This window comes from Sphingomonas sp. jy18, from assembly GCF_056931895.1.
In genome coordinates, this window is sequence record NZ_JBXPBT010000002.1 from 522,026 (window position 1) to 545,074 (window position 23,049).

General features: G+C 66.0%; 17 protein-coding genes and 1 tRNA gene. 13 read left to right on the forward strand and 5 right to left on the reverse strand.

Going from position 1 to position 23,049, the window contains the following annotated elements; genetic code table 11:
- Positions 1-21: 21 nt before the first annotated feature.
- From tsaE to AC0QC4_RS07610, 7 genes are all read left to right on the forward strand, one after another.
- Positions 22-465, forward strand: coding sequence for a tRNA (adenosine(37)-N6)-threonylcarbamoyltransferase complex ATPase subunit type 1 TsaE (tsaE, locus tag AC0QC4_RS07580; RefSeq protein WP_483659134.1), 444 nt, complete (start codon positions 22-24; stop codon positions 463-465).
- Complete coding sequence (locus tag AC0QC4_RS07585) at positions 462-1,451, forward strand: aminoglycoside phosphotransferase family protein (protein ID WP_483659356.1); 990 nt, start codon at positions 462-464, stop codon at positions 1,449-1,451. Before tsaE ends, AC0QC4_RS07585 begins: the two co-directional genes overlap by 4 nt.
- Positions 1,448-2,167: a nucleotidyltransferase family protein gene (locus AC0QC4_RS07590; RefSeq protein ID WP_483659135.1), complete on the forward strand. Its 720-nt coding sequence runs from the start codon at positions 1,448-1,450 to the stop codon at positions 2,165-2,167. Before AC0QC4_RS07585 ends, AC0QC4_RS07590 begins: the two co-directional genes overlap by 4 nt.
- Before the next feature lie 120 nt (positions 2,168-2,287).
- Positions 2,288-5,290, forward strand: a complete 3,003-nt coding sequence (addB, locus tag AC0QC4_RS07595) for a double-strand break repair protein AddB (RefSeq protein ID WP_483659136.1) — start codon at positions 2,288-2,290, stop codon at positions 5,288-5,290.
- A complete protein-coding gene (gene addA, locus AC0QC4_RS07600) occupies positions 5,287-8,754 on the forward strand; it encodes a double-strand break repair helicase AddA (protein ID WP_483659137.1) in 3,468 nt (1,155 codons plus the stop codon). The genes addB and addA overlap by 4 nt, the downstream gene beginning before the upstream one ends.
- Before the next feature lie 79 nt (positions 8,755-8,833).
- A complete protein-coding gene (gene trxA, locus AC0QC4_RS07605; protein WP_483659138.1) occupies positions 8,834-9,154 on the forward strand; it encodes a thioredoxin in 321 nt (106 codons plus the stop codon).
- A gap of 3 nt (positions 9,155-9,157) precedes the next feature.
- Positions 9,158-9,745, forward strand: coding sequence for a hypothetical protein (locus AC0QC4_RS07610; RefSeq protein ID WP_483659139.1), 588 nt, complete (start codon positions 9,158-9,160; stop codon positions 9,743-9,745).
- Here the strand turns inward: AC0QC4_RS07610 and argJ are convergent.
- Positions 9,723-10,946: a bifunctional glutamate N-acetyltransferase/amino-acid acetyltransferase ArgJ gene (argJ, locus tag AC0QC4_RS07615; RefSeq protein ID WP_483659141.1), complete on the reverse strand. Its 1,224-nt coding sequence runs from the start codon at positions 10,944-10,946 to the stop codon at positions 9,723-9,725. The genes AC0QC4_RS07610 and argJ overlap by 23 nt on opposite strands.
- 71 nt (positions 10,947-11,017) lie before the next feature.
- Here argJ and AC0QC4_RS07620 point away from each other — a divergent pair, with 71 nt between their 5' ends.
- The 5 genes from AC0QC4_RS07620 (at position 11,018) to AC0QC4_RS07640 (ending at position 16,127) form a co-directional block, all read left to right on the forward strand.
- Complete coding sequence (locus AC0QC4_RS07620) at positions 11,018-11,506, forward strand: energy transducer TonB (RefSeq protein ID WP_483659143.1); 489 nt, start codon at positions 11,018-11,020, stop codon at positions 11,504-11,506.
- Positions 11,507-11,586: 80 nt separating this feature from the next.
- On the forward strand, positions 11,587-11,940 hold the full coding sequence (locus AC0QC4_RS07625; protein WP_483659144.1) for an energy transducer TonB: 354 nt from the start codon (positions 11,587-11,589) through the stop codon (positions 11,938-11,940).
- Between the two features lie 200 nt (positions 11,941-12,140).
- Positions 12,141-12,422, forward strand: coding sequence for a hypothetical protein (locus tag AC0QC4_RS07630; RefSeq protein ID WP_483659146.1), 282 nt, complete (start codon positions 12,141-12,143; stop codon positions 12,420-12,422).
- 112 nt (positions 12,423-12,534) lie between these two features.
- Positions 12,535-15,261 carry a preprotein translocase subunit SecA gene (gene secA, locus AC0QC4_RS07635; RefSeq protein WP_483659147.1) on the forward strand — a complete coding sequence of 909 codons (2,727 nt, stop codon included), beginning with the start codon at positions 12,535-12,537 and terminating at the stop codon, positions 15,259-15,261.
- Between the two features lie 113 nt (positions 15,262-15,374).
- Entirely contained in the window at positions 15,375-16,127 is a 753-nt protein-coding gene (locus AC0QC4_RS07640) for a sulfite exporter TauE/SafE family protein (RefSeq protein ID WP_483659149.1), read from the forward strand.
- A 60-nt stretch (positions 16,128-16,187) separates the two neighbouring features.
- On the opposite strand, the gene AC0QC4_RS07645 is transcribed toward AC0QC4_RS07640, so the two are convergent.
- From AC0QC4_RS07645 to moaA, 3 genes are all read right to left on the reverse strand, one after another.
- A tRNA-Asn gene (locus AC0QC4_RS07645) sits at positions 16,188-16,262 on the reverse strand.
- Positions 16,263-16,361: 99 nt separating this feature from the next.
- Complete coding sequence (locus AC0QC4_RS07650; RefSeq protein WP_483659150.1) at positions 16,362-17,144, reverse strand: NAD kinase; 783 nt, start codon at positions 17,142-17,144, stop codon at positions 16,362-16,364.
- A gap of 29 nt (positions 17,145-17,173) precedes the next feature.
- Positions 17,174-18,193 (reverse strand): GTP 3',8-cyclase MoaA, encoded by a 1,020-nt coding sequence (moaA, locus tag AC0QC4_RS07655; RefSeq protein ID WP_483659151.1) that lies wholly within the window; start codon positions 18,191-18,193, stop codon positions 17,174-17,176.
- A gap of 77 nt (positions 18,194-18,270) precedes the next feature.
- Here moaA and AC0QC4_RS07660 point away from each other — a divergent pair, with 77 nt between their 5' ends.
- Entirely contained in the window at positions 18,271-19,539 is a 1,269-nt protein-coding gene (locus tag AC0QC4_RS07660; RefSeq protein ID WP_483659152.1) for a GGDEF domain-containing phosphodiesterase, read from the forward strand.
- 8 nt (positions 19,540-19,547) lie between these two features.
- Here the strand turns inward: AC0QC4_RS07660 and mfd are convergent, their stop codons facing one another.
- On the reverse strand, positions 19,548-23,042 hold the full coding sequence (mfd, locus tag AC0QC4_RS07665; RefSeq protein ID WP_483659153.1) for a transcription-repair coupling factor: 3,495 nt from the start codon (positions 23,040-23,042) through the stop codon (positions 19,548-19,550).
- Positions 23,043-23,049: the final 7 nt, after the last annotated feature.

Here is a 23,049-nt window from a genome sequence, read left to right on the forward strand (position 1 = left end):
GACAGTAAGGGCACATAGCCGATGATTTTCGGTCTAGACGATATCGACTGCATTGGTGCTGCGATTGCTGCAGCGGCGCGCCCGGGCGACGCGATCGGTCTGATCGGCGATCTTGGCGCAGGCAAGACGACACTGGCGCGCGCCATACTCTCCGCACTTGGACTTGCGGGTGAAGCGCCCAGCCCGAGTTTTGCAATCGTGCAGCCTTACGCGCCGCCGGAAACAGCCCTACCGGTGCTGCATATCGATCTGTACCGGATCGAAGACCCTGCAGACATCGCGGAACTCGGCCTCGACGAGCAGCGCGCGGACCATCTGCTGCTGGTCGAATGGCCCGAACGTCTGGGTCCGACGCAGTGGCGCGACATGCTGCTGCTGACCATCGAGGCGGCCGGCGACAATGCGCGCCGCTTGACAGCACAGGTGCCCAAGGCTTGGGGGAGCCGATGGCCCTTTCCGACATGATTCCGCCCGCCGCGACCGACGCTTTCCTTGCTGCTGCGGGCTGGGGCGGTGCACGAGTAGATCCACTTGCCGGCGATGCGTCCTTTCGCCGTTATTTTCGTGTTACCGACGGGGCGCGTGTTGCGGTGCTGATGGACGCGCCGCCGCCGCATGAAGACCCCCGTCCATTCATCGATGTCGCAGACTATCTGCGCGGACTGGGGCTGGCGGCGCCGGCCATTTTTGCACGAGACCTCGACAACGGGCTGCTGCTGATCGAGGATTTCGGATCGGATCGGATGCGCGAGGCGCTCGACGTCGCGCCGGCCCGCGAGGCGGAACTCTATGCCGGCACTGTCGCAGTGCTGACCACCTTGCACGGTCACGCCCCTGCGCCCGGCCTGCCGGAGCATGGGCTCGACAGCTGGCTTTCCGAACTGAGTCTGTTCACGGATTGGTACGGACCGGCGACGGGGCTGGACCTCGATCCTTTCCCCTTTCTTGCCGCGTGGCGCGACGTGCTGGAGCCGGTCGAAAACGACGGCCTGGCTCGGGTGACGATGCTGCGCGACTTTCATGCCGAGAATGTCATGCTGTTGCCCGGCCGCAGCGGCGTGGCCGCTTTCGGGTTGCTCGATTTCCAGGACGCCTGTCGCGGCCATCCGGCTTACGACCTTGCGTCGATCCTGGAAGATGCCAGGCGGGACGTCACCCCGGCAATCGAACGATCGATGATCGACGCTTATGTGGCGTCGACCGCGCGTGATGGCCGGTTCGAGGCCGCCTATTGGGCGTTGGCCGCACAGCGCAACACGCGCATTCTGGGCGTGTTCTGCCGCTTGTGGAAGCGCGACGGCAAGCCGCACTACAGGACCTTTCAATCGCGCATGTGGGGGCTGCTCGAACGCGATCTGGAGCAGCCGCACCTCGCCCCGGTGCGCGCCTGGTTCGATGACCATGTCCCCGCTGACAAGCGTGGCGCTTTCTGGGCCGAATTCGCGGCATGAGCGCGCATATCGAAAGCGCGATGGTGATGGCTGCGGGGCTTGGCAAGCGCATGCGCCCGCTGACAGCCACCCGGCCCAAGCCGTTGGTGCGCGTGGCTGGCAAGCCGCTGATCGATCATGCCTTTGAGCGCATAGCCGATGCCGGGATCGGCCATGTCGTGGTCAATGTCCACTATCTAGCCGACGCGCTCGAAGCGCATTTGGGCGCCAGCGACTGGCCTTTTGACATCGATGTGTCGGACGAGCGCGCTGCCTTGCTTGAAACCGGCGGTGGCCTGGTCAAGGCGGCACCGATGCTGCGGGGTGAGCCCATATTGTGCGCCAACAGCGACAATATCTGGACCGACGGCCCGCGTAACGCCATCGAAATGCTCGCCGAGCGCTGGGACGATGCAACGATGGATGCGCTGCTTCTCGTAGTCCCGCAGGCGCGCGCCAACGGGCATGCCGGCCGCGGCGATTTTCATATGGACCCGGTGGGTCGCTTGACCCGTCGGCAACCGGGCAAGATCGCGCCGTTCGTGTTCACCGGCGTGCAGCTTTTCTCCCGCCGCCTGCTTGTCGATCCGCCAGCCGGGGCTTTTTCGACCATGGTCTTCTGGGAGCGCGCCATCGCCAAGGGCCGCTTGTTCGGCATGTCGCACGGCGGCAGTTGGTTCGACGTCGGCAGCCCCGCCTCTATACCGCTGGTCGAAGCGGCGCTGAACGACGGTTAGACCGCCGCGCCGGCTGGCACCTGCGGGGCGCCTCAGGCAACAGGGGCTGTTCTTTTTCTGTTCGGCAAGGCAATAGGCTTGCAGCAGCCTCCGGCAGGCGGAGGGTGAACGGGAAGCGGGATGTCCGAAACGCAATCGATCCGTCCGTCCCTTTTCACTGTCCCGGTCAATCGGGCGTTCGCTGACGCGCTGGTCGCGGGCGTGATGGCCCGGCATGGCGCGGATCGGCTGGGGCTGGCGGCGGGCATGATCCTGCTGCCCAACAACCGTGCCGTCACCGCCGTGCGGGACGCCTTCATTCGCCATGCCGGGGGCGCGCTGCTGCTGCCGCGGCTGGTCGTGCTGGGCGACGATGACCTCGACGACGGTGTCGGCGCCGCGCTGGACCGGATCGATGCTGAGGAAGAGCCGCTGCCTCCGGCCATCGGGCCGATGCGCCGCCGGTTCCTGCTCGCGCAGTTGATTGTCGCAGAGCGGGACGGGACGCCGGCGGGCGAAGCCATTCGCCTCGCCGACAGCCTTGCCCGCGTCATCGATGTGCTGACGATCGAAGAGGTCGCGCTCGATCGGCTGGCCGCGCTCGACGACGCGGCGATGGCCAGCCACTGGCAGGAGGCATTCGCGCTCCTGCAGCGGCTGTGCCGCCGCTGGCCCGAAATTCTTGCGGCGGAGGGCGCCATAGATCGGGCGGCACGGCGCAATGCCACCTATGACCGGGTTGCGCGGCGCTGGCGGACGCGGGGATTGCCGGCGCCGTTCGTTGTGGCAGCGGGTGTCACGTCCACCGCGCCGGCCATTGCCCGGCTGCTGCGCACCATAGCGTTCGCGCCGGGTGGCACGGTGCTGTTGCCTCATCTCGATGTCGCCATGCCAACGGAGTGGTGGGATGCGCTGGGAGACGATCCTGCAGCGCTCGAAGATGGCGGACAACCGCCGCTCGACGGCCATCCCCATTTCCACCTCAAGCTGCTGCTGGAGCGGATGGGCATGGCCAGCGGCGAGGTACAATCGTGGCCGCATGCGTGCGACGCCGATGGCCCGGCGACGCGTCCTGCGCTGGTTCGCCAGCTGTTCGCGCCGGCGCAGTTTACCGCGGCGTGGCAACATGTCAGGCGCAGCGAGCGGGACGCCGCCGGCATATCGCTGATCGAGTGTGCGACGCCGGCGGAAGAGGCGCTGGCTATTGCCTTGGCGATGCGTGAGGTGCTGGAGGTGCCTGGACGGACAGCCGCATTGGTGACGCCCGACCGGGCGATCGCGACGCGGGTGGCGGGGCATCTGGCACGCTGGGGCGTCGCTGCGGATGATTCGGCCGGACAGCCGCTGACAACGACTGCTGCTGGTGAATTGCTGCTCAATTTGGCTGGCGCCGCGTCGAGCGGCTTTGCGCCGGTGCAGCTCATATCGCTGCTCAGCCATCCGTTCGTTGCCACCGATGACCGCATGCCGTGGCTCGACCGCGTCCGCGACCTCGATCTGCTGCTGCGCGGCCCCCGCCCCGCGGCTGGCCTCGCGTGCATCGATGCGTTGCTGCGTGAGTCCGCACGCAAGGCAGACGGCAGCATGGACGGCGCGGGTGCGGCGCTGCGCCAATGGTGGTCGCAGAGCGTGATGCCGCTGTTGCTCCCGGTCGAAGGCCGGTTCGCAGCCGACGCGTCGGTCGACTTGGCGACGATGGTGGGGACGTTGCGGCAGGCGCTGACCACCCTGTCGGCCGAGACGATCTGGACCGGTACCGCCGGCCGGGCGCTCGCGCGTCTGTTCGAGACCATCGAAGCCGAAGCGGACGTCCTGGCGACAGAGGTACGTCCGCAGGAAGTCGTGCCGCTGCTCGCGCAACTGATGCGCGATGTCGCAGTGCGCCCCCCACAGGGCGGTCATCCCCGCCTGTTCATCTGGGGCTTGATCGAAGGGCGATTGCAGCGGGCAGACCGGATGATCCTGGCCGGGCTCAACGAAGGGCAATGGCCGCAGCCGCCGTCGCCCGACCCTTGGCTTGCGCCGATGATGCGCAAGAAGCTGGGGCTGCCTGGACTGGACCGGCCGGCGGGCCTGGCTGCGCATGATTTCGCGTCGGCATTGGGTGCAGCAGAGGTGATAATCACCCGATCGCAGCGGCAGGGAAGCGCGCCGACTGTTGCCTCGCGGCTGGTGTTGCGGCTTGAGGCGCTGGTCGGTGATCGCGCGCTGATGGCCGGGCAGGACGGGCTGGCGTCGCTCGCAGCAGCCATCGATGCCTGCGCGACGCCGCAGCCGATCGCGCGCCCGGCGCCCGCGCCGCCGCGCAGCCGCAGGCCGACGCAGATCAGCATTACCGAGGTCGACCGGCTGCTGGCCGATCCCTTTGCCTTCTACGCCCGCAATGCACTCGGCCTGTTCCGGCTGGACCCGCTCGATGCGGAACCGACGCCCGCATGGCGCGGGACCATGGTGCATGCCGTGCTCGAACGCTGGCTGAAACAGGGCGATGGAAGCATCGACCGGCTCGAACCCATCGTCGAGGAACTGCTGGACGGCCCCGGTGTCAGCCCGGTGCTGCGCACCTTGTGGGCGCCGCGGCTGCGTCCGGCGATGCGCTGGGCAGTCGGGGAAATAGTGCGCATGCAGCGGGAAGAGCGGCGCATGCCCATCCTTTCGGCTTCGGAGCAACGCGGGGAAATCCGCATCGACGGAATCCGTCTGTCGGGTCGGCCGGACCGGATCGACCGTTTGGCCGATGGCAGCCTCGCCATCGTCGACTACAAGACCGGAAGCGGCCCGGCAAAGCGATCGGTGGAGGCCCTGTTCGCGCTGCAACTGGGTCTGATCGGCCTGATGGCGCAGCAGGGGGCCTTTGCCGGCGAACCGGGGCCGGTGTCGACATACGAATATTGGCGAACCAACCGGCGCCCCAAGGGCGAGGGTTTCGGCTGGGTGGACACGCCGTTCCTCAAGCAAGAGGCAACGGTGGATGCCGGCAATTTTGCCGAACGCGCAGAACAGCGGCTGCGCGAGGGCATATCGCGCTGGCTCAAAGGCGACGAGCCGTTCAAGGCCAAGCTGGCACCCGAGCACGCACCCTATGCCGATTATGACCAGCTCATGCGTCTGGAAGAATGGTATGGCCGGGAGCGAGCGCAGTGACATCCAACAGCAAGCCCCTGACCAGGCTCACCGATCCGCAAAAGCAAGGCGCCGACCCGTCCGCCAATGCCTGGATGTCGGCGAGCGCAGGCACCGGCAAAACGCAGGTGTTGACGGCGCGGATCAAGCGTCTGCTGCTCTCGGGTGTGCCGCCGCATGCCATATTGGCGATCACCTTCACCAAAGCTGGCGCGGCGGAGATGGCGCGGCGCGTGCGCAAGGATCTGGCCGACTGGGTCCGGCTGGACGATGCCGCACTGGGGCATGAACTGTTCGCCATCGGCGACCCTTTCCACGACCGTGCCGAGCGCCGGGCGCTCGCCCGCACGCTGTTTGCCAAGGTGATTGATGCGACGGGCGGCGGGCTCGCCATTCAGACCATCCACAGCTTCTGCCAGTCGCTGCTCGGCGGCTTTCCGGAAGAAGCGGGCCTTGCGCCCGGCTTTCGCGCCCTCGACGAAGCCGAAATTGCCGATCTGCGCACCAGCACATTGTCCGATATGGTCGCGCATGCCGAACGGCATGATCCGGCCTTGGCCAAGCGCGTCGCCGATCTGGCGTTGGCGTTCGATGAAGGGACGTTGCGGAACTATCTGAACCGTTGCGCTGGCGCGGCGGACGCGCTCGACACTTTGCCAGCCGGGCTCGGGCCATGGGTGCGCAGCATCTTCGGCCTGCCAACCGAACCGACCCCCGCCGCATGGCTGGCCAGCCATTGCGGCGATGACGCGGTTGGCGCAGCCGATCTGCGTGCCATCGCCGAATGCTGCGCCGCATGGACCAGCGCCAAGGCCAGGGCCGAACGCGCCGCTGCCATCCGCGCCTGGCTGACGCTGGCACCCGGCGATCGCGGCGCCGCCATCGATGATTTGTTTGCCGTGTTCGCCACCGCCAAGGGCGAACTGCGCAAGGATTGGTCCAACAGCAAGGCGCTGGTTGCCGTCACCGATTTGGCTGTGCGATGTCACCAACGTCTCGCAGACATCACGGCCACACATCGGCACATGACCACCGCTGACCGCCTCGCCGACGGTCTGGAGGTGGGACGGGCCTTCGCCCGGGCGGTTCAGGACCGCAAGCGGCGTGAAGGCGTGGTCGATTTCGACGATCTGATCCGCCTGACTGCGCGACTGCTCGCCGAGCCGGGGCGGGCCGACTGGATTCGCTACAAGCTCGATACACGCATCGATCATATCCTCGTGGACGAAGCGCAGGATACCAACGAGGCGCAATGGCAGATCGTCTGGGCCCTGGCCGAGGAATTTTTTGCCGGCAAGGGCGCCAAGGACGGGCTGGTGCGCACGCTCTTTGTGGTGGGGGACTACAAGCAGGCGATCTACGGCTTCCAGGGTACTTCGCCAGAGAATTTCATGGGCGCCCGCGCCAGATTCTTCGAACGCGGCGACGCCGCGTCGCATCCGTTCGCCGACGTTCCGATCAACGAGAATTTCCGGTCCTCGCCACCGGTGCTGCGGGTGGTCGATGCAGTGATGGCGCATCTCGGGCCGGACCGACTCGGTCAGGGCGTGCAGCAGATAGCCCATGTCTCGTCGGTGCCTGCCGCGCCGGGGCGCGTCGTGCTGTGGCCGACCGAATTGCCAACGGCCAAGGATGCAGAGGATGATCGCGCCGACGATGCGGCCGAGGAAGGCTGGATCGATAGCGCCACGCGCCGTGTCGCCGACAAGATCGCCCTCAGCGTGCGGCAATGGATCGACCGGGGCATCGACGGTGAGGAGGTGCGGCCGGGCGATGTGATGATCCTGGTGCGCAAGCGCACCGATCTCGCCGGATTGCTGGTCTCCCGGTTGCAGTCACAGGGTGTGCCGGTGGCGGGTGTCGACCGCTTGCAGCTCAAGGTGCCGATCGCGGTGCAGGATCTGCTCGCCGCTGCGCGCTTTGCGCTGCAGCCGCTCGACAGCCTCAGTCTGGCCAGCCTGCTGGTGTCACCGCTGATCGGCTGGAGCCATGACGACCTGATCGCGCATGGCTGGCGACCTAATCCACGCGAGCCGCTGTGGCCGCACCTGCGCGAGCGCGCGGCGCAAGGGGAGCTTGACCGGGCCGCGATCCAGCCCTTGTTCGACCTGCTCAACATGGCGGGCAATGTCACCCCGCACCGCTTTTTCGAGACGATCCTGTCCGGCCCGATGCAGGGCAGGGCAAGGCTGCTCGCCCGGCTGGGCAATGCGGCGCGCGACCCGATCGAGGAGCTGGTGTCCAAGGCGCTCGATTACCAGACCCGTGAGAGTGCCTCCCTGCTTGGCTTTGTCTCGGCCTTCGATCGCGGCGAGGTCGAGATCAAGCGTGAGCTCGACAATGATGTCGATGAAGTGCGGGTGATGACCGTACATGGCTCGAAGGGTCTGCAGGCGCGGATCGTGATCCTCGCGGATGCGACCAGCGACCCGGCCGCGCGCAAGGAGCGCGGCCTCGACTGGCCGCTTGATGGCGGCAAGGTGCCGCTGCTGCCGGTCAGGAAGGACGACCGGCCGATTGTGCTTGCCGCGATTGCCGACAAGCTCGCCGAGGCCGACATGCAGGAGCATTGGCGCCTGCTCTACGTCGCCATGACGCGCGCAGAGCGGATGTTGTTCGTCGCCGGTGCGCTCGGCAGGCGGGCGCAGGACGAGCAGCCCCCTGAGGACAGCTGGTACGCCGCTATCCGCCCGGTGGTCGAGGCGATGGGGGAGGGGTGGCAGCCCACTGCCGGCGGCCCCTGGCAGAGCGAGTGCGTTTATGCCGTCGGCGGGCGCGAGCCGCGCGGCTCGCGAACGGTTGCCGCCTCGGCGCCGGTCATGGTGCCCGAGTGGGCCCGCCTCGCCGCGCCCGCGGAACCGCGCCCGCTCCGCCCGCTCGCGCCGTCGTCGCTGGGTGAACGCGATTCGCTGGACGTGCCGCAGCCGCCCGTCGCCCCGCATCTGCCGGGTATGGCGGCAGAACGCGGCGTGCTGATGCACGCGCTGTTCGAGCGCTTGCCGCCAGTGGTGCCGGAGTTGCGGCGCGATGTCGCAGCGCGGTGGCTCGGACGGATGGGCCATGCACTCGATGCACCGACGCAAGCCGCCATGATCGACGCCGTCCTCGCGGTGCTAGACGACCCTGCCTATGCTGCGCAGTTCGGCCCTGGCAGTCTGGCGGAGGTGCCTTTCTCCGCTCTGGTGGGTGGACAGGTGGTTGCCGGGAGCATGGACCGGCTTTTGGTCACCGACACCGCGGTGCGCGTGATCGACTACAAGACCGGCGCGCTCGTGCCGGAGAGCGCCGAGGCGGTACCGGAGGGCTATCTGCGGCAGATGGCGGCCTACGCCGCTGCCTTGGCGGTGATTTTTCCGGACAAGCGAGTGGAGGCGGCGCTGCTGTTCACCGGGGGGGCGCGGCTGATCGACCTGCCGGCAGGGCTGCTCGAGCGACACAAGCCCGGCTTGGGCGGTGACAAGGCGAACTCGCCCGTTGTGGCTTGAGAGGGGCGTAACGCCCCCCTATGTTGCATCGAACAGGACAGGCGCGGCCATCCCCGGCCAAGCGCACAGGAGAAATTTCATGGCTACCAAGGCGATCAGCGACGCAAGCTTTCAGGCGGACGTGCTCGACAGCGACACGCCGGTGCTGGTCGATTTCTGGGCCGAATGGTGCGGCCCGTGCAAGCAGATCGGCCCGGCGCTCGAGGAAATCAGCGATGAGCTGGCTGGCAAGGTGGTGATCGCCAAGCTCAACATCGACGATCACCCGGACGCCCCCGGCCGCCTCGGCGTGCGCGGCATCCCGACCATGATGCTGTTCAAGAACGGCCAGAAGGTCGCCGAAAAGGTCGGCGCGGCGCCGAAGAGCGCGCTGAAGGGCTGGTTGGAAAGCGAACTTTAATCGATGGGCCGGACCGGCACCTATATCGCTTTGGCGGTACTGGTGCTGGTCGGGACATTGGGAGGGTTGGCGTCGTGGGCGAGCTCAGGCAATGCGGCACGCCCTGTTGAAGTGATCTATGATCGCTTCGTCCTGACCGCGTCCGGACGTGACCCGTTCACGCGATGCTATACATCGCACCGGTTACGGAATTCACTTTACACGCATCAACTTCACTTCGACCAGGATAATATCTCGTGTTATCAAAAGCCTAGACGAGTTCGTGGCGTCTACATCGACGAATTCGAAGGCGGCGCATTTGTCGAGGGAATGCAAGGCAATTCCGGCATCGTCATTCCTTGTGAAAATCCCGTGGAATTGCGCTTTCGTGACCAACGAACACGGGGCGTGATTGGTTTGGGCGGCGGACCTACGCGATTTTGGCTCCTGGACTTTGAGGGACGCGAAACCCCCGAATGGCCGCACGAACGGGCGTTTGTCCCGTTGACGTGGGGCGGCTCCAACAAAGTCATTATAGTGGAGCGCATAAATTCTAGGCAACTGTTGACGGAAGCTCCTCAGGTCAGGGTCAGCTGCGATAGTCCGCATTGATGCTGATATAGCCATGCGTCAGATCGCAGGTCCACACCGTCGCCTGTCCCTGGCCCAGCCCGATATCGACGGCGATGCGCACCTCATTCCCCTTGAGATGCGCTGCCACCGGGGTCTCGTCATAGCCATCGACCGGTAAACCATCTTTCGCCACCACCGTGTCACCGAACGCGATGGTCAGCCGGTCGCGGTCGGCGGGTTCGCCAGCCTTGCCGACCGCCATCACCACGCGGCCCCAGTTGGCATCCTCGCCGGCGATCGCCGTCTTGACCAGCGGCGAGTTGCCGATGGCGAGGCTGATGCGGCGGGCACTCGCGTCATCGACGGCGCCATTGACGCGGATTTCGACGAACTTCTGCGCACCCTCTCCATCGCGCACGATCTGCTGCGCCAAGTCCCGGCAAACGGCCTGGATGGCCGCTGCGAGCGCATCGGCACCGGCATCGTCCATGCTGGCAAGCGGCGGGTTGCCCGCAGCGCCAGTCGCGAAAACCAGCAGCGTGTCGCTGGTCGATGTATCGCCGTCGACGGTTATGCAGTTGAAGCTCGCCTCATTGGCCGCGGTGACCATCGCCTGCAGCAGCGCCGGTTCGACCGCTGCGTCAGTGAAGACATAGGCCAGCATCGTGGCCATGTCCGGCGCGATCATGCCGGAGCCCTTGGCGATGCCGCTGACCTCGACCCGCCGCCCGCCGACGATCGCACTGGCGTGCGCGCCCTTGGCGAAGGTATCGGTGGTGCAGATAGTCTTTGCCGCATCCTCCCACGAGCAGGGCGCGGCGTCGAACACCGCATCCAGTCCCGCCTCGGCCCGGTCCTGCGGCAGCGGCACTCCGATCACGCCGGTCGAGCAGACGAACACGTCGGCGGCTGCACAGCCCAGATGCGCCGCGACCCGGCCCGTGATGAGCTCGACCGCCTGACGCCCGCGATAGCCGGTAAAGGCGTTGCTATTGCCTGCATTGACCACCAGCGCCCGAGCCGAACCGCGGGCGATGCCTTCACGGCACATCTCCACTTCGGTCGAACAGCAGATGTTGCGGGTGGTCACCCCGGCGACGCTCGTGGCTTCGGCCAGTTCGACATAGGTCAGGTCGCAGCGATCCCATTCCTTGTAACGGGCGCGCGCGACCCGCAGCGTTACTCCGCCGATCGATGGCAGGTCGGGGAAATGCGCCGGGGCGAGCGGGGATGGGGTCACGGCAATGGCACTTTCAAGACGGCAAGGCTTGCGATAGGCTTTGGGCGATAGCGCCGCGACCAGAGGATGCAATGCCGCTGCTGACCCTGACACTGCTGATGCTGGCGCCGCCGCCCACGCAGACCGGTACCAAACGGCCACCGCCGCCGCCGTTGCTGATCCCTACACCGGTACCGGTGCTCGCTCCGCCCAGATCGCCGCCACCGGCGCCGGCTCCCGCGCCTGTCGTCGTCCCCGGCACCCCGGCGCGTCCGCTCAACCAGATGATGTGGGTGACCCCCGACGACTATCCGACCACCGCTTTGCGCCGCGAGGCGGAGGGGTTGGTCAGGGTCCGGCTGGGCGTTGATCGGGCAGGCCTTCCCAACGACTGTTTTCTGGTGACCAGCAGCGGCCATGAAGACCTCGACGCGGCAACCTGCACGCTTCTGCGTCAGCGGGCACGGTTTTCTCCCGCGCTCGACGATGATGGCAGACCGACGACTGGAACCGTGATCGTGCCTGTGCGATGGGATATTCCCGACGACCTGCCGGTGCCGGCGCCGCCAGTTTCGAAGTAATGTGGTGACGGCATGGTCTTGACCTTGCCCCTGTTGGAGCGGGATAGTTCATCTGTGCTCCATTTTCGGAAGGCCCGACCATGATGATGCTCTCACTCGCCTTGATGCTGTCTCCGGTGCAAGCCGGCGCCGCAGTTGCTACGCCGATCAATGGCGATCGCTGGATATTGTTCAGCGATTATCCCGCCGCAGCGCTGCGCGAACGCCGTGGCGGTATTGCAACTGTCCGCCTGCTTGTATCGCGCCGCGGTACAGTCGACAGCTGCGACGTTGTGCAGAGCAGCGGTCATGCCGATCTCGATGCGACAAGTTGCCGCCTGATGGGCGAGCGCGGCCATTATGAACCGGCCAGGGACAGCGGCGGCCGCCGCATCGCCAGTCAGGTGATGCGGCAAATCGTTTGGGATCCTGACGCATTGCGGCCGCGCGGGTAGTAGTTCGGTCATTGGTCGCTGCGCCAACGTGAACGGAACGCAGCCTTAGCGGCCTGCTAGGTACGGTTGATGCGGCGCGCTTCCAGTCAATCGACTTGCATCGCGCCTTTTGCCTTTCGATTGGACGAACGCTTCGTCAATCCCTATGTGGCAAGACGACGCCCCCGTGCATGATGCGCGACTGACGGACTGAGCCTGATTTGGAACTGCTGACCATCCTCTACGCCTTGCTGGCCGCTGTCACCGGAATCGGTGGCGGGGAGCGGGTGGCGCTGGTCGAGCGGGCGGCGATGGCGGCTCCGGCATCGACAGGCTGTGCCAGCAGCATCGGCGTGGTCCGGGCGGTTCGGGCCCAGCGTCAGGCGCACAGGCCGCAAGGGCCGTCGCGCATTCTGTCGCAGATGCGCGAAGCGCGGCCGCTGCTGCGCGTTTCTATTCCCGCAGTGTTCGATCTGGCGAGCTTCGCCAACCGGCGCGAATAGACCGCGCTGAACCGCGCGGCGGGCTGAGTCTGCGCCGTGCCCTTTCTTTTTCATCCAGGACTTGTCGCGCGCAACGCTGCGCGCGCTCCGCTCAATCGATCAGGATATCACCATGCTCGGCAAATTCGCCAAATCCATCTTCGGTTCGTCCAACGACCGTTATGTGAAGTCGCTTGGCAAGATCGTTGCCCAGATCAATGCCTTCGAACCCTCGCTCACGCCCCTGTCCGATGACGAACTGCGCGGCAAAACCGCCGAGTTCCGCGCCCGGCTGGAGGCCGGCGCCACGCTCGACGATCTGTTGCCGGAAGCCTTTGCCACCGTCCGCGAAGCCGCCAAGCGCACGCTGGGGCAGCGGCATTATGACGTGCAGATGATCGGCGGCATCGTGCTCCACAAGGGCAAGATCGCCGAAATGCGCACGGGCGAGGGCAAGACGCTGGTGGCAACGCTCGCCACCTATCTCAACGCGCTCGAAGGCAAGGGCGTGCATGTCGTTACCGTCAATGACTATCTCGCCCGCCGCGACTGTGAATGGATGGGCCAGGTCTACCGCTTTCTGGGCCTGACCACCGGCGTCATCGTCCCCAACCTTACCGAGCATGACCGTCGCGCGGCCTATGCTGCCGATATCACCTATGCGACCAACAACGAGCTCGGCTTCGACTATCTGCGCGACAACATGAAATATTCGCGTGACCAGATGGTCCACCGTCCATTCAACTTCGCGATCGTCGACGAGGTCGACTCGATCCTGATCGACGAAGCGCGCACCCCACTGATCATTTCCGGCCCGACCGACGACAAGTCCGACATGTATGTCACCGTCGACGCGCTGGTGAAGCAGCTCGGCGAGGGCGATTATGAGAAGGACGAGAAGCAGCGCAACATCGTCCTGACCGAAGAGGGCACCGAGAAGATCGAGCGCCTGCTCGAGGAAGCCGGCGTGCTGCACGGCGACAACCTCTACGACATCGAGAACACCCAGCTGGTGCAGCATGTCAACCAGTCGCTGCGCGCCAATGTCATGTTCCGCCGCGATACCGACTATATCGTCAAGGACGGCAAGGTCGTCATCATCGACGAATTCACCGGGCGCATGATGGATGGCCGCCGTTGGTCGGACGGCCTGCACCAGGCGGTCGAGGCCAAGGAAGGCGTGCGAATCGAGCCGGAGAACCAGACGCTTGCCAGCATCACCTTCCAGAATTATTTCCGCATGTATCCCAAGCTTGGCGGGATGACCGGAACCGCGGCGACCGAAGCGCCCGAATTCTTCGACATCTACAAGCTGGATGTCGTGGAGATCCCGACCAACCGGCCGGTCCAGCGCATCGACGAGGAAGATACCTTCTACAAGTCTACGCTCGACAAGTTCCAGGGCATCGCACGGACGATCAAGGAGCATAGCGAGCGCGGCCAGCCCGTGCTGGTCGGCACGGTGTCGATCGAAAAGTCGGAGCTGCTGTCTGGCTTCCTAAAGGAGCAGGGCGTTGCCCACAGCGTGCTCAACGCGCGCATGCACGAGCAGGAAGCGCATATCGTGGCGCAGGCCGGTCGTTGGGGCGCGGTCACCATCGCCACCAACATGGCCGGTCGCGGCACCGACATTCAGCTGGGCGGCAACGTCGAATATCGCGTGGGCGATGAACTGGTCGACATGCCCGAAGGGCCGGAGCGCGAGGAGGCCATCGCCCGCATCGTCCGCGAGGTCGAGGAGGAGCGCGAGCGGGTGAAGGCCGCGGGTGGCCTGTTCGTGCTCGGCACCGAACGGCATGAAAGCCGCCGCATCGACAACCAGCTGCGTGGCCGCTCGGGCCGTCAGGGCGACCCTGGCCTCAGCCGTTTCTATCTGTGCCTCGACGACGATCTGCTGCGCGTGTTCGGTCCGGACACGATGTTCTCCAAGATGATGCGCAGCCAGCTTGAGGACGGTGAGGCGCTGCCGCCGTCGCGTTGGCTGACCAAGGCCATCGAGACCGCGCAGAAGAAGGTCGAGGCGCGCAACTACGACATCCGCAAGCAGGTCGTCGAATATGACAACGTCATGAACGACCAGCGCAAGGTGATCTACGAGCAGCGCAGCGACATCATGGACGCAGAAGCGGTCGACGATGTGCTGTACGACATGCGTCAGGAAACCGTGAACGCCATCGTGTCGGACGCCTGTCCGCCCGAGAGCTATCCCGAGCAGTGGGATCTGGAGGGCCTGCGTCAGCGCTCGCTGGATATTTTGGGTGTCGACCTGCCGATTGCCGATTGGGCGGACGAAGATGGCCTTGAGCCGGAGATCATCGAGGAGCGCGTCGCAGCGCTGGCCAACGCGCATATCGATGCCAAGACCGCGGACGTCGACCCGACCGTCTGGAGGGGCATCGAGAAGAGCATCCTGCTGCAGAACCTCGACCATCATTGGAAGGAACATCTCGCGACGCTCGATTCGCTGCGTACGGTCATCTTCCTGCGCGCTTATGCGCAGAAGACCCCGATCAACGAATATAAGCGCGAGGCCTTCCTGCTGTTCGAGCGCATGCTCGCGACCATTCGCGAGGATGTCACCCGCACCGTGGCGCTGGCACAACTGCGCTTCGACGAGCCGGAACTGCCTGAGCTTCCCGATTTCCTGACCACTCATTTCGATCCGTTCACCGGAGAGGACAACAGCTTCGACATCGACGGCGGCACCACCGGCGCCGTGACCACGATGCTGCCGCCGCTGCAGAGCGTTCGGCCCGAACTGCCGACGCACGATGGCGAGGTGATCGCACCGGAAAGCCGCAACGCGCCGTGCCCGTGCGGATCGGGTCGCAAGTACAAGCATTGCCACGGCGCCGCCTGAAGCGGCGCATGATGCCGGTGCGGGCCGGGCGGCGCATGAGGATGGCCGGGCGTGGCGCTCCACTGGGCGTTGCGTCCGCAGGGTACCCGCCGATTGGGGCCGGGGCACGCTGAATGCTGTCGTGGCTCGCCCCCCTCTTCGCCCTGACCGCGCTGATTTATGCGTCGGTCGGTTTCGCTGGGGGGTCGACCTACACGGCGTTGCTGGTGCTGGCGGGTGTATCGCTCGCTCTGGTTCCGGTAATCAGTCTCGGCTGCAACATTGTGGTCGCCACTGGCGGTGTGATCCGGTTTGCGACCGCGGGGCATATCCCGTGGCGCCGGGCATCGCCGTTGCTCGCGCTATCCGTGCCGCTGGCCTGGGTCGGCGGACGATTGCCCGTAGATTCGGCGCTGTTTGTAGTGCTGCTCGGCGCCAGCCTCGCTTTGGCCGGAGCCTTGCTGCTGTTCGGGCGCGACCGCACCTCTACCCGCGCGCCAGTCGACCCCCGTTCAGGGCCTGGGCTGGGAGCATTGCTTGCAGCCGCACCGCTGGGCCTGCTGTCCGGGCTAGTTGGCATTGGTGGCGGCATATTCCTTGCGCCGGTGCTGCATCTGATGGGGTGGGACAGTGCCCGGCGCATCGCTGGAACGGCGGCGCTGTTCATTCTCGTCAACTCGCTCGCCGGGATCGCCGGTCAGATCAGCAAGCTCGGCGATGCGGCGCTGATTTCCGATACTCTGGACTGGTATCCGCTGGTCATTGCCGTGCTGATCGGCGGCCAGATCGGCAGCCTGCTCGGGGTGCGACACTTCCCGCAAGGCATCATCCGCCGCGTCACCGGTGCGGTCGTGCTGTTTGCGGCGGCAAGACTGTTGCTGGCATGAGGCGCCCGTGATTGGTGGCGCTCACGCTGCGGTATGCATGGTTGGAGCAAGATGGATGGGTGGCTCCCCGAGTAGGATTCGAACCTACGGCCATTCGATTAACAGTCGAATGCTCTACCGCTGAGCTATCGGGGAACAGGCTACCCTGCCACTGCGCGGCCGCAGCGGAGCGCCCCTTTGCATCGGCATTGTCATGATTGCAACCCCCGCACAGCAGGAAATTTCTGCCACGGATCAGCCGATGAACTGTTCGCGGGCGATGCGCTCGTCGAGCGCATGCTCGGGGTCGAACAGCAAGGTAAGATGGCGATTGTGGTCGATGGCGACATCGACCCGTTTGACGTCGCGTACCTCGCGCTGGTCGGCAACGGCGCTGACCGGGCGCTTGGTTGCTTCGCGGATGACGAAGGAGACACGGGTTCGATCGGGCAGGATGGCGCCGCTCCAGCGGCGTGGCCGGAAGGGGCTGATCGCGGTCAGCGCCAGCATCGCCGAATCGAGTGGCAGGATGGGACCGCTGGCGGACAGATTGTAGGCGGTCGACCCTGCCGGGGTTGCCACCAGCACGCCATCGCAGACCAGCTCGGGCATCATGCAGCGACCGTCGACCAGCACTTCGATCTTGGCGGTCTGCCGGGTCTCGCGCAGCAGCGAAACTTCGTTGATCGCCGGCAGAATATGCCGTTCTCCGGTGGTGGTCACTGCTTCCATGACCAGCGGCGGAACCGAAAAGGCGCGTGCCCGCTCGATGCGCGAATGCAGGGCATCGATTCGCCATTCGTTGAGAAGGAAGCCGACCGTGCCGCGGTTCATGCCGAAAACGGGGAGGATGCGGCCGCTGTCGAGCATGGCATGCAGCGTCTGCAGCATGAAACCGTCGCCGCCGAGCGCGACGATCAGATCCGCATCGCCAGGCTCGACCCAGTCATAACGGCTGCGCAGTTCGGCGGCGCCGGCGCGGGCCAGTGGCGTGCCTGAGTCGACCAGTGCCAATTTGCTGTAATGGCTTACCGCCATGCCCCGCGCTCTCCCGATGTCTCGCCGGATTAGCCGCCGGTGGCGTGCATATGCCGTGCCGGGCCGCGCTCCGCCAGCCCCTTGCCGATTGCGAAGACATGGCGCTCCGCCTTGGTCCGCATCAGCGTGTCGAGCAGCGGGGCCAGCGCTTCGGCCTGGCCGACGCGCCACGCGGCGGCGAGGTCGATCGCGGCATCATGTCCGAGGCAGCCATGGACCTTGCCATCGGCGCTCATCCGTATCCGGTTGCACTGGGCACAGAAATTATCGCTGATCGGGGTGATCAGGCCGATGCGCAGGGTTCGCCCCGGCAGCGTGACATAGCGGGCCGGCCCGGCGCTACGATGCTGGAGCGGAATCGCCTCGGCTGTCCCGAGCAAGGGTGCGATGTACCTGGCGAGGCTGACATGATGCGACCCGCGGTCGCTGTCGATCTGCCCCATCGGCATCGATTCGATAAGCGCGAGATCGAAACCGCGCTGTTCGCACCAGTCGGCCATCGCGGGCAGATCGACATCGTTGATGCCGGCCATCGCCACCATATTGATGCGGATGGCCATGCCTGCGGCATCGGCGGCATCGATGCCGCGCAGCACATCGTCGATCGACCCGCGGCGGGTAATCGCTTGGAAACGCGCCGCGTCGAGCGTGTCGAGGCTGATGTTGATGCGCCTTATGCCGGCCCGCCGCAGTGCTTCGGCATGGCGATCGAGCAAGGTGCCGTTGCTGGTCATGGTCAGCTCATCCAGCCCGTCACCGAGCCGCGCGCCAATCTCGGCTGCTATCCGGTCGATATCGCGGCGGACCAGCGGTTCGCCACCGGTCAGCCGGATCCGGCGGATGCCGCGGTCGATGAAGGCGTGGGCGATGCCGACCAGCTCGTCGGTCAAGAGCAGGTCCGGTCGTGGCAGGAAAACCGGGTTCTCCGCCATGCAGTAGGTGCAGCGCAGATCGCAACGGTCGGTCACCGAAAGGCGCAGATAGTCGATGCGGCGGCCGAAGCTGTCGATCAGCGCGGTTGCGACATTCGGGGCGGCAGGTGCGACCATGGCGGCGTGCATAGCGCAGGCGTGAGCATCGCTCAAACGGCAAGCTTTTGGTTAGCCTCGGCTGCTACAGAGGCGGGATGTCCAGCGATCCTGTCGACCTGCCTATCGATTCCCCGGCGCGGCCTGCGGCCATGCCGGGCGTCGATCCGCTGACGGGCTTGCCCGATGCAGCGGCGTTTCAGGCCGTGGTTGCCCAACGCATGGGACAAGGAGACGCGCCGACGGGTATCGGGCTGATCGAGGTCCACGGCCTTTCCCGGTTCAATGATTTCGAGGGGCAGGGGGCTGGGGATCGGCTGCTGTGCGACCTGTCGCGCAAGTTCGCGCGACTGGCGCGCGACGAGTTCGGCCCGTCCGCCGTCGTCGCGCGGGTTTCGGGCGCACGTTTCGGGCTGGTGCCGCCCACGCGGACCGCGGTCGAGCGGCTGCGAGTGGAGATGCGTGGCCTCGCCGGGGCGATTGGCGATTCGCTCTCGGGCACGGCAGCGGACCTGCTCGGTCTGCGCATTGCGGTCGGCACGCTGCCGGCAACTGGCAATGCTGCAGAAGCGGTCAGTCTCATCGCCCGCCGCCTCGCGGCCCCGCCAGCGCTGGTCCGCGCCATCGACGTGGAATCGGCGGTGGCCGGTATCGGCATCAAGGTGTTGTTCCAGCCCCAGTTCGCGATGGCCGACGATCGGCTGATCGGCGCGGAGGCGCTGGTCAGGTGGCATCACCCACGTCTCGGGGAGATAGGCGGCGCGCTGTTGTTCACGGCCGCCGCCGCCGCCGGGCTCGAACGCAAGCTTAGCCGGACGGTCTGGGAGCAGGCGCTGGCCAGCATCGCGGCGTGGCCCGCGCCTATGGCCGGGCTCAGGATCGCGCTCAATCTGACCGCTGCCGACCTCGCCGATCCCGGACTGGCCGAGGAACTGCTGGCAATGGCAGCCCGGGCCAATGTCGCACCCGAGCGGCTGACCGTCGAAGTCACCGAATCCGCGGTGATCGAACGGCTGGACGTTGCCGCTGCCTCGCTCGCCCGTCTGCGTGCTGGCGGGATGCACAGCGCGCTCGACGATTTCGGCACCGGCTATTCCAGTCTGGCATGGCTCAGGCAGTTGCCGGTCGATTACATCAAGATCGACAGCGGCTTTGCCCGCGACGCGGCTGGCGGCGTGCGTGAGCAGACAGTGCTGCGCGGCGTCATCGACATCGCCCGCGCGCTCGGCCTTGGTGTGCTCGCGGAAGGCGTCGAAACCGAAGGGCAGCGGGCCGCATTTAGCGCCATGGGCTGCCGCTGGTATCAGGGCTATCTGCGCTCGCCCGCGCTTCCCGACGAGGCTTTCGTCGCCTTCGCCCAGGGTTGAACCACCGATCAGCCGGCCACCTTGGCCAAGCCCTTCGACAATTGCAGCGCGCCGTTGAGCCGCGCCTGCGGCGTCGGCCATGCCCGGGTAATGGCGACTTTACTGTCCGGTCGCAATTTGGCGGTGCCCTGTAGCTTCTCGACATAGGCGAGCAATGCCGGGACATTGGGCGGCGCATCGCCATGGAAGGCGACCAGCGCGCCCTTTGGCCCGACGTCGAGCTTGGCAATGCGGGCGACCGTGGCGTTGAGCTTGATCTCCATCAGCACCAGCAGATTCTTGGTCGCCTCCGGCAGCGGGCCGAAGCGGTCGATCATCTCTGCCGCAAACGCCTCGATCTCGTCGCGACTGTCGAGCTCGTTGAGGCGGCGATAGAGGCCCATGCGGACGGGCAGGTCGGGGATATAGTCCTCTGGCAGCAGGATCGGCGCGTCGATTGTGATAACAGGCGAGAATTTTTCCTTCGGTGCCGCCAGCCCGGAGCCTTCGGCCCGCGCGACCAGAATCGCCTCTTCCAGCATCGACTGGTACAGTTCAAATCCGACCTCGCGGATATGCCCCGACTGTTCGTCACCGACGAGATTGCCGGCGCCGCGAATGTCGAGATCATGGCTGGCGAGCTGGAAGCCCGCACCCAACGAGTCGAGATCGAGCAGGATCTTCAGCCGTTTCTCCGCCGTCTCGGTCATGATCCGGTCGGCCGGCGTGGTCAGATAGGCATAGGCCCGCGCTTTGCCGCGCCCGACGCGGCCGCGCAGCTGATAGAGCTGGGCAAGGCCGAAACGATCGGCACGGTGGATGATCAGCGTGTTCGCATTGGGGATGTCGAGGCCGCTCTCGACGATTGTGGTCGAGACCAGCACGTCGTAGCGCCGGTCATAGAAAGCGCTCATCCGCTCCTCGACCTCGCCCGCCGCCATCTGGCCGTGCGCGACGACATATTTGACCTCGGGCACCGATTTCCTGAGGAATTCCTCGATGTCCGGCAGATCGGCGATGCGCGGCGTGACGAAAAAGCTCTGCCCGCCGCGATGATGCTCGCGCAGCAAGGCCTCGCGCAGCACCACCGGATCCCACGGCATGACATAGGAGCGGACGGCAAGGCGGTCGACCGGCGGCGTCTTGATCACGCTCAGTTCGCGCAGGCCAGACATCGCCATCTGCAGCGTGCGCGGGATCGGGGTGGCGGTAAGGGTGAGCACATGGACGTCGGTCTTGAGTCCCTTCAGCCGTTCCTTGTGCACGACGCCGAAGCGCTGTTCCTCATCGACGATGACGAGGCCGAGGCGCTTGAACTCGATTCCCTTGGCCAGGATCGCGTGCGTACCGATGACGATGTCGATGCTGCCGTCGGCCAAGCCCTCCTTGGTCGCCTTGGCTTCTGCAGCCGGCACCAGGCGGGAGAGGCGGCCGACGTTGAGGCCGAACCCCTTGAAGCGCTCGGCAAAGTTGCTGAAATGCTGGCGTGCGAGCAGTGTCGTGGGGCAGACCACGGCGACTTGCATGCCGGCCATTGCCGCGACGAAGGCACCGCGCAGGGCCACTTCGGTCTTGCCGAAACCGACATCGCCGCAGACCAGCCGGTCCATCGGCTTGCCGGCTGCCAGATCCGCCAGCACATCGCCGATGGCGCGATCCTGATCGTCGGTTTCGGCATAGGGAAAGCGGTCGACGAATTCAGGATAGGTTGCGTCGACATTGGCGATGTCCGCCGGACGCAGGGCGCGCAGTGCAGCGGTCGCCAGCAGTTCTCCGGCAATTTCGCGGATGCGGTCCTTCATCCGCGCCTTGCGGCGCTGCCACGCCTCGCCGCCCAGCTTGTCGAGGCTTACGCCCTCGCTGTCGCCGCCGTAGCGTGACAGCACGTCCAGATTTTCGACCGGCACGAACAGCTTGTCGCCGCCCGCATAGGTCAGCCACACGCAGTCATGCGGGCTTGCGCCGACCGGTATCGACGTCAGCCCTTCGTACCGGCCGATACCGTGGTCACGGTGGACGACATGATCGCCGACGGAGAGCGTCGCCATTTCGGCAAGAAAAGCGTCGGCGCTCTTCTTGCGCCGTTGGCGGCGGACCAACCGGTCGCCGAGTACGTCCTGCTCCGCGATCAGCGACAGGGCGTCGCTGGCAAAGCCGTGCTCGACGGGAACGATGACGGCGACGGCGGTCTCCCGGTCCGCGCGGCCCAGTGCCTCCTGCCAACTGTCGGCGAGCACGATGGACAGTGCGCCATGTTCCCGCGCAAGCCCGACCAGACGGTCGCGCGAGCCTTCCGAATAGCTGGCGAGGATGGTCTTGCGGCCCGCCGCGCGCTCCTTCGCCAGATGTTCGACCAGCGCGTCGTAGACATTGGCATTGGCGGCGCGTTCCGGTGCGAAATCGCGGGCGTTGACCGTGCCGAAATCGAGCACCGCATCGCTCGCGGGTTCGTCGAACGGGGTGGCGAGGTGGATCGGCTGATGCCTGATCGCGCGATCCCACTCGGCGGCGGTCAGGTAGAGCGCGTTCGGCTCGAGCGGGCGGTAGCTGCCGGGGCTGGTCCTGGCCGCTTCGATGCGATTGGCGTGATAATCGGCAATAGCCTCGAACCGCTCGGCCACGGCGGCGACGCTGCCATTATCGCGCACCAGCAGCGGCGCGTCCCCCAGATGCTCGAACAGGGTGCTGAGCTTTTCTTCGAACAGCGGCAGCCAGTGGTCCATGCCGGCCTGCCGCCGCCCCTCGGAAATTGCCTGATACAGCGGATCGCCGGTCGCGGTCTGGCCGAACAGATCGCGATAGCCGGTGCGGAAACGCTTGATGCTGCCCTCGTCGAGCAGAGCTTCGGCTGCGGGCAGCAGCAGCAGCTCGGCGGCGTTGACGCTGGAGCGCTGGTCATTGGGATCGAACCGGCGCAGCGTTTCGATCTCGTCGCCGAAGAAGTCGAGCCGGTACCCCAGCTCCTCGCCGGCCGGGAACAGATCGACAATGCTGCCGCGCACCGCGAACTCGCCATGATCGCGGACCGTATCGACGCGCGAATAGCCGTTGGACGACAGCAGCTCGGCCAGGCGATCGCGGTCCATGCGCCCACCGGGGGTAAGGCGGGCAGAAAGCTGGCGGACGCGGAATGGTGTCAGCGTCCGCTGGGTGATGGCGTTGGCGGTGGTGACGATCAGTTGCGGCTTGCCGCCGCGTGGTGCCTGCAGCCTGGCAAGCGCCGCCATCCGCTCGGACGAGGCGCGCAGCGATGGCCCGGCCCGGTCATAGGGCAGGCAGTCCCACGCCGGAAAAGCGATCACTTCCAGCTCGGGTGCGAACCAGGCGGCGCTTTCCACCATCGACTGCATCGCGGCGCCATCGGCAGCGATCCACAGCACCCGGCCCTGCGCGCCATGCGCGGCGGCGCGCGCCAGATCGGCAGCGAGCAAGGGCGCAAAGCCGCTGGCGACGCGGGCGAGCGTCAGGGGGACCGTGGATGAGAGCAGGCGAGAGAGGGGAGGCAATTCGATTTCCTTGGTCATTCCCGCG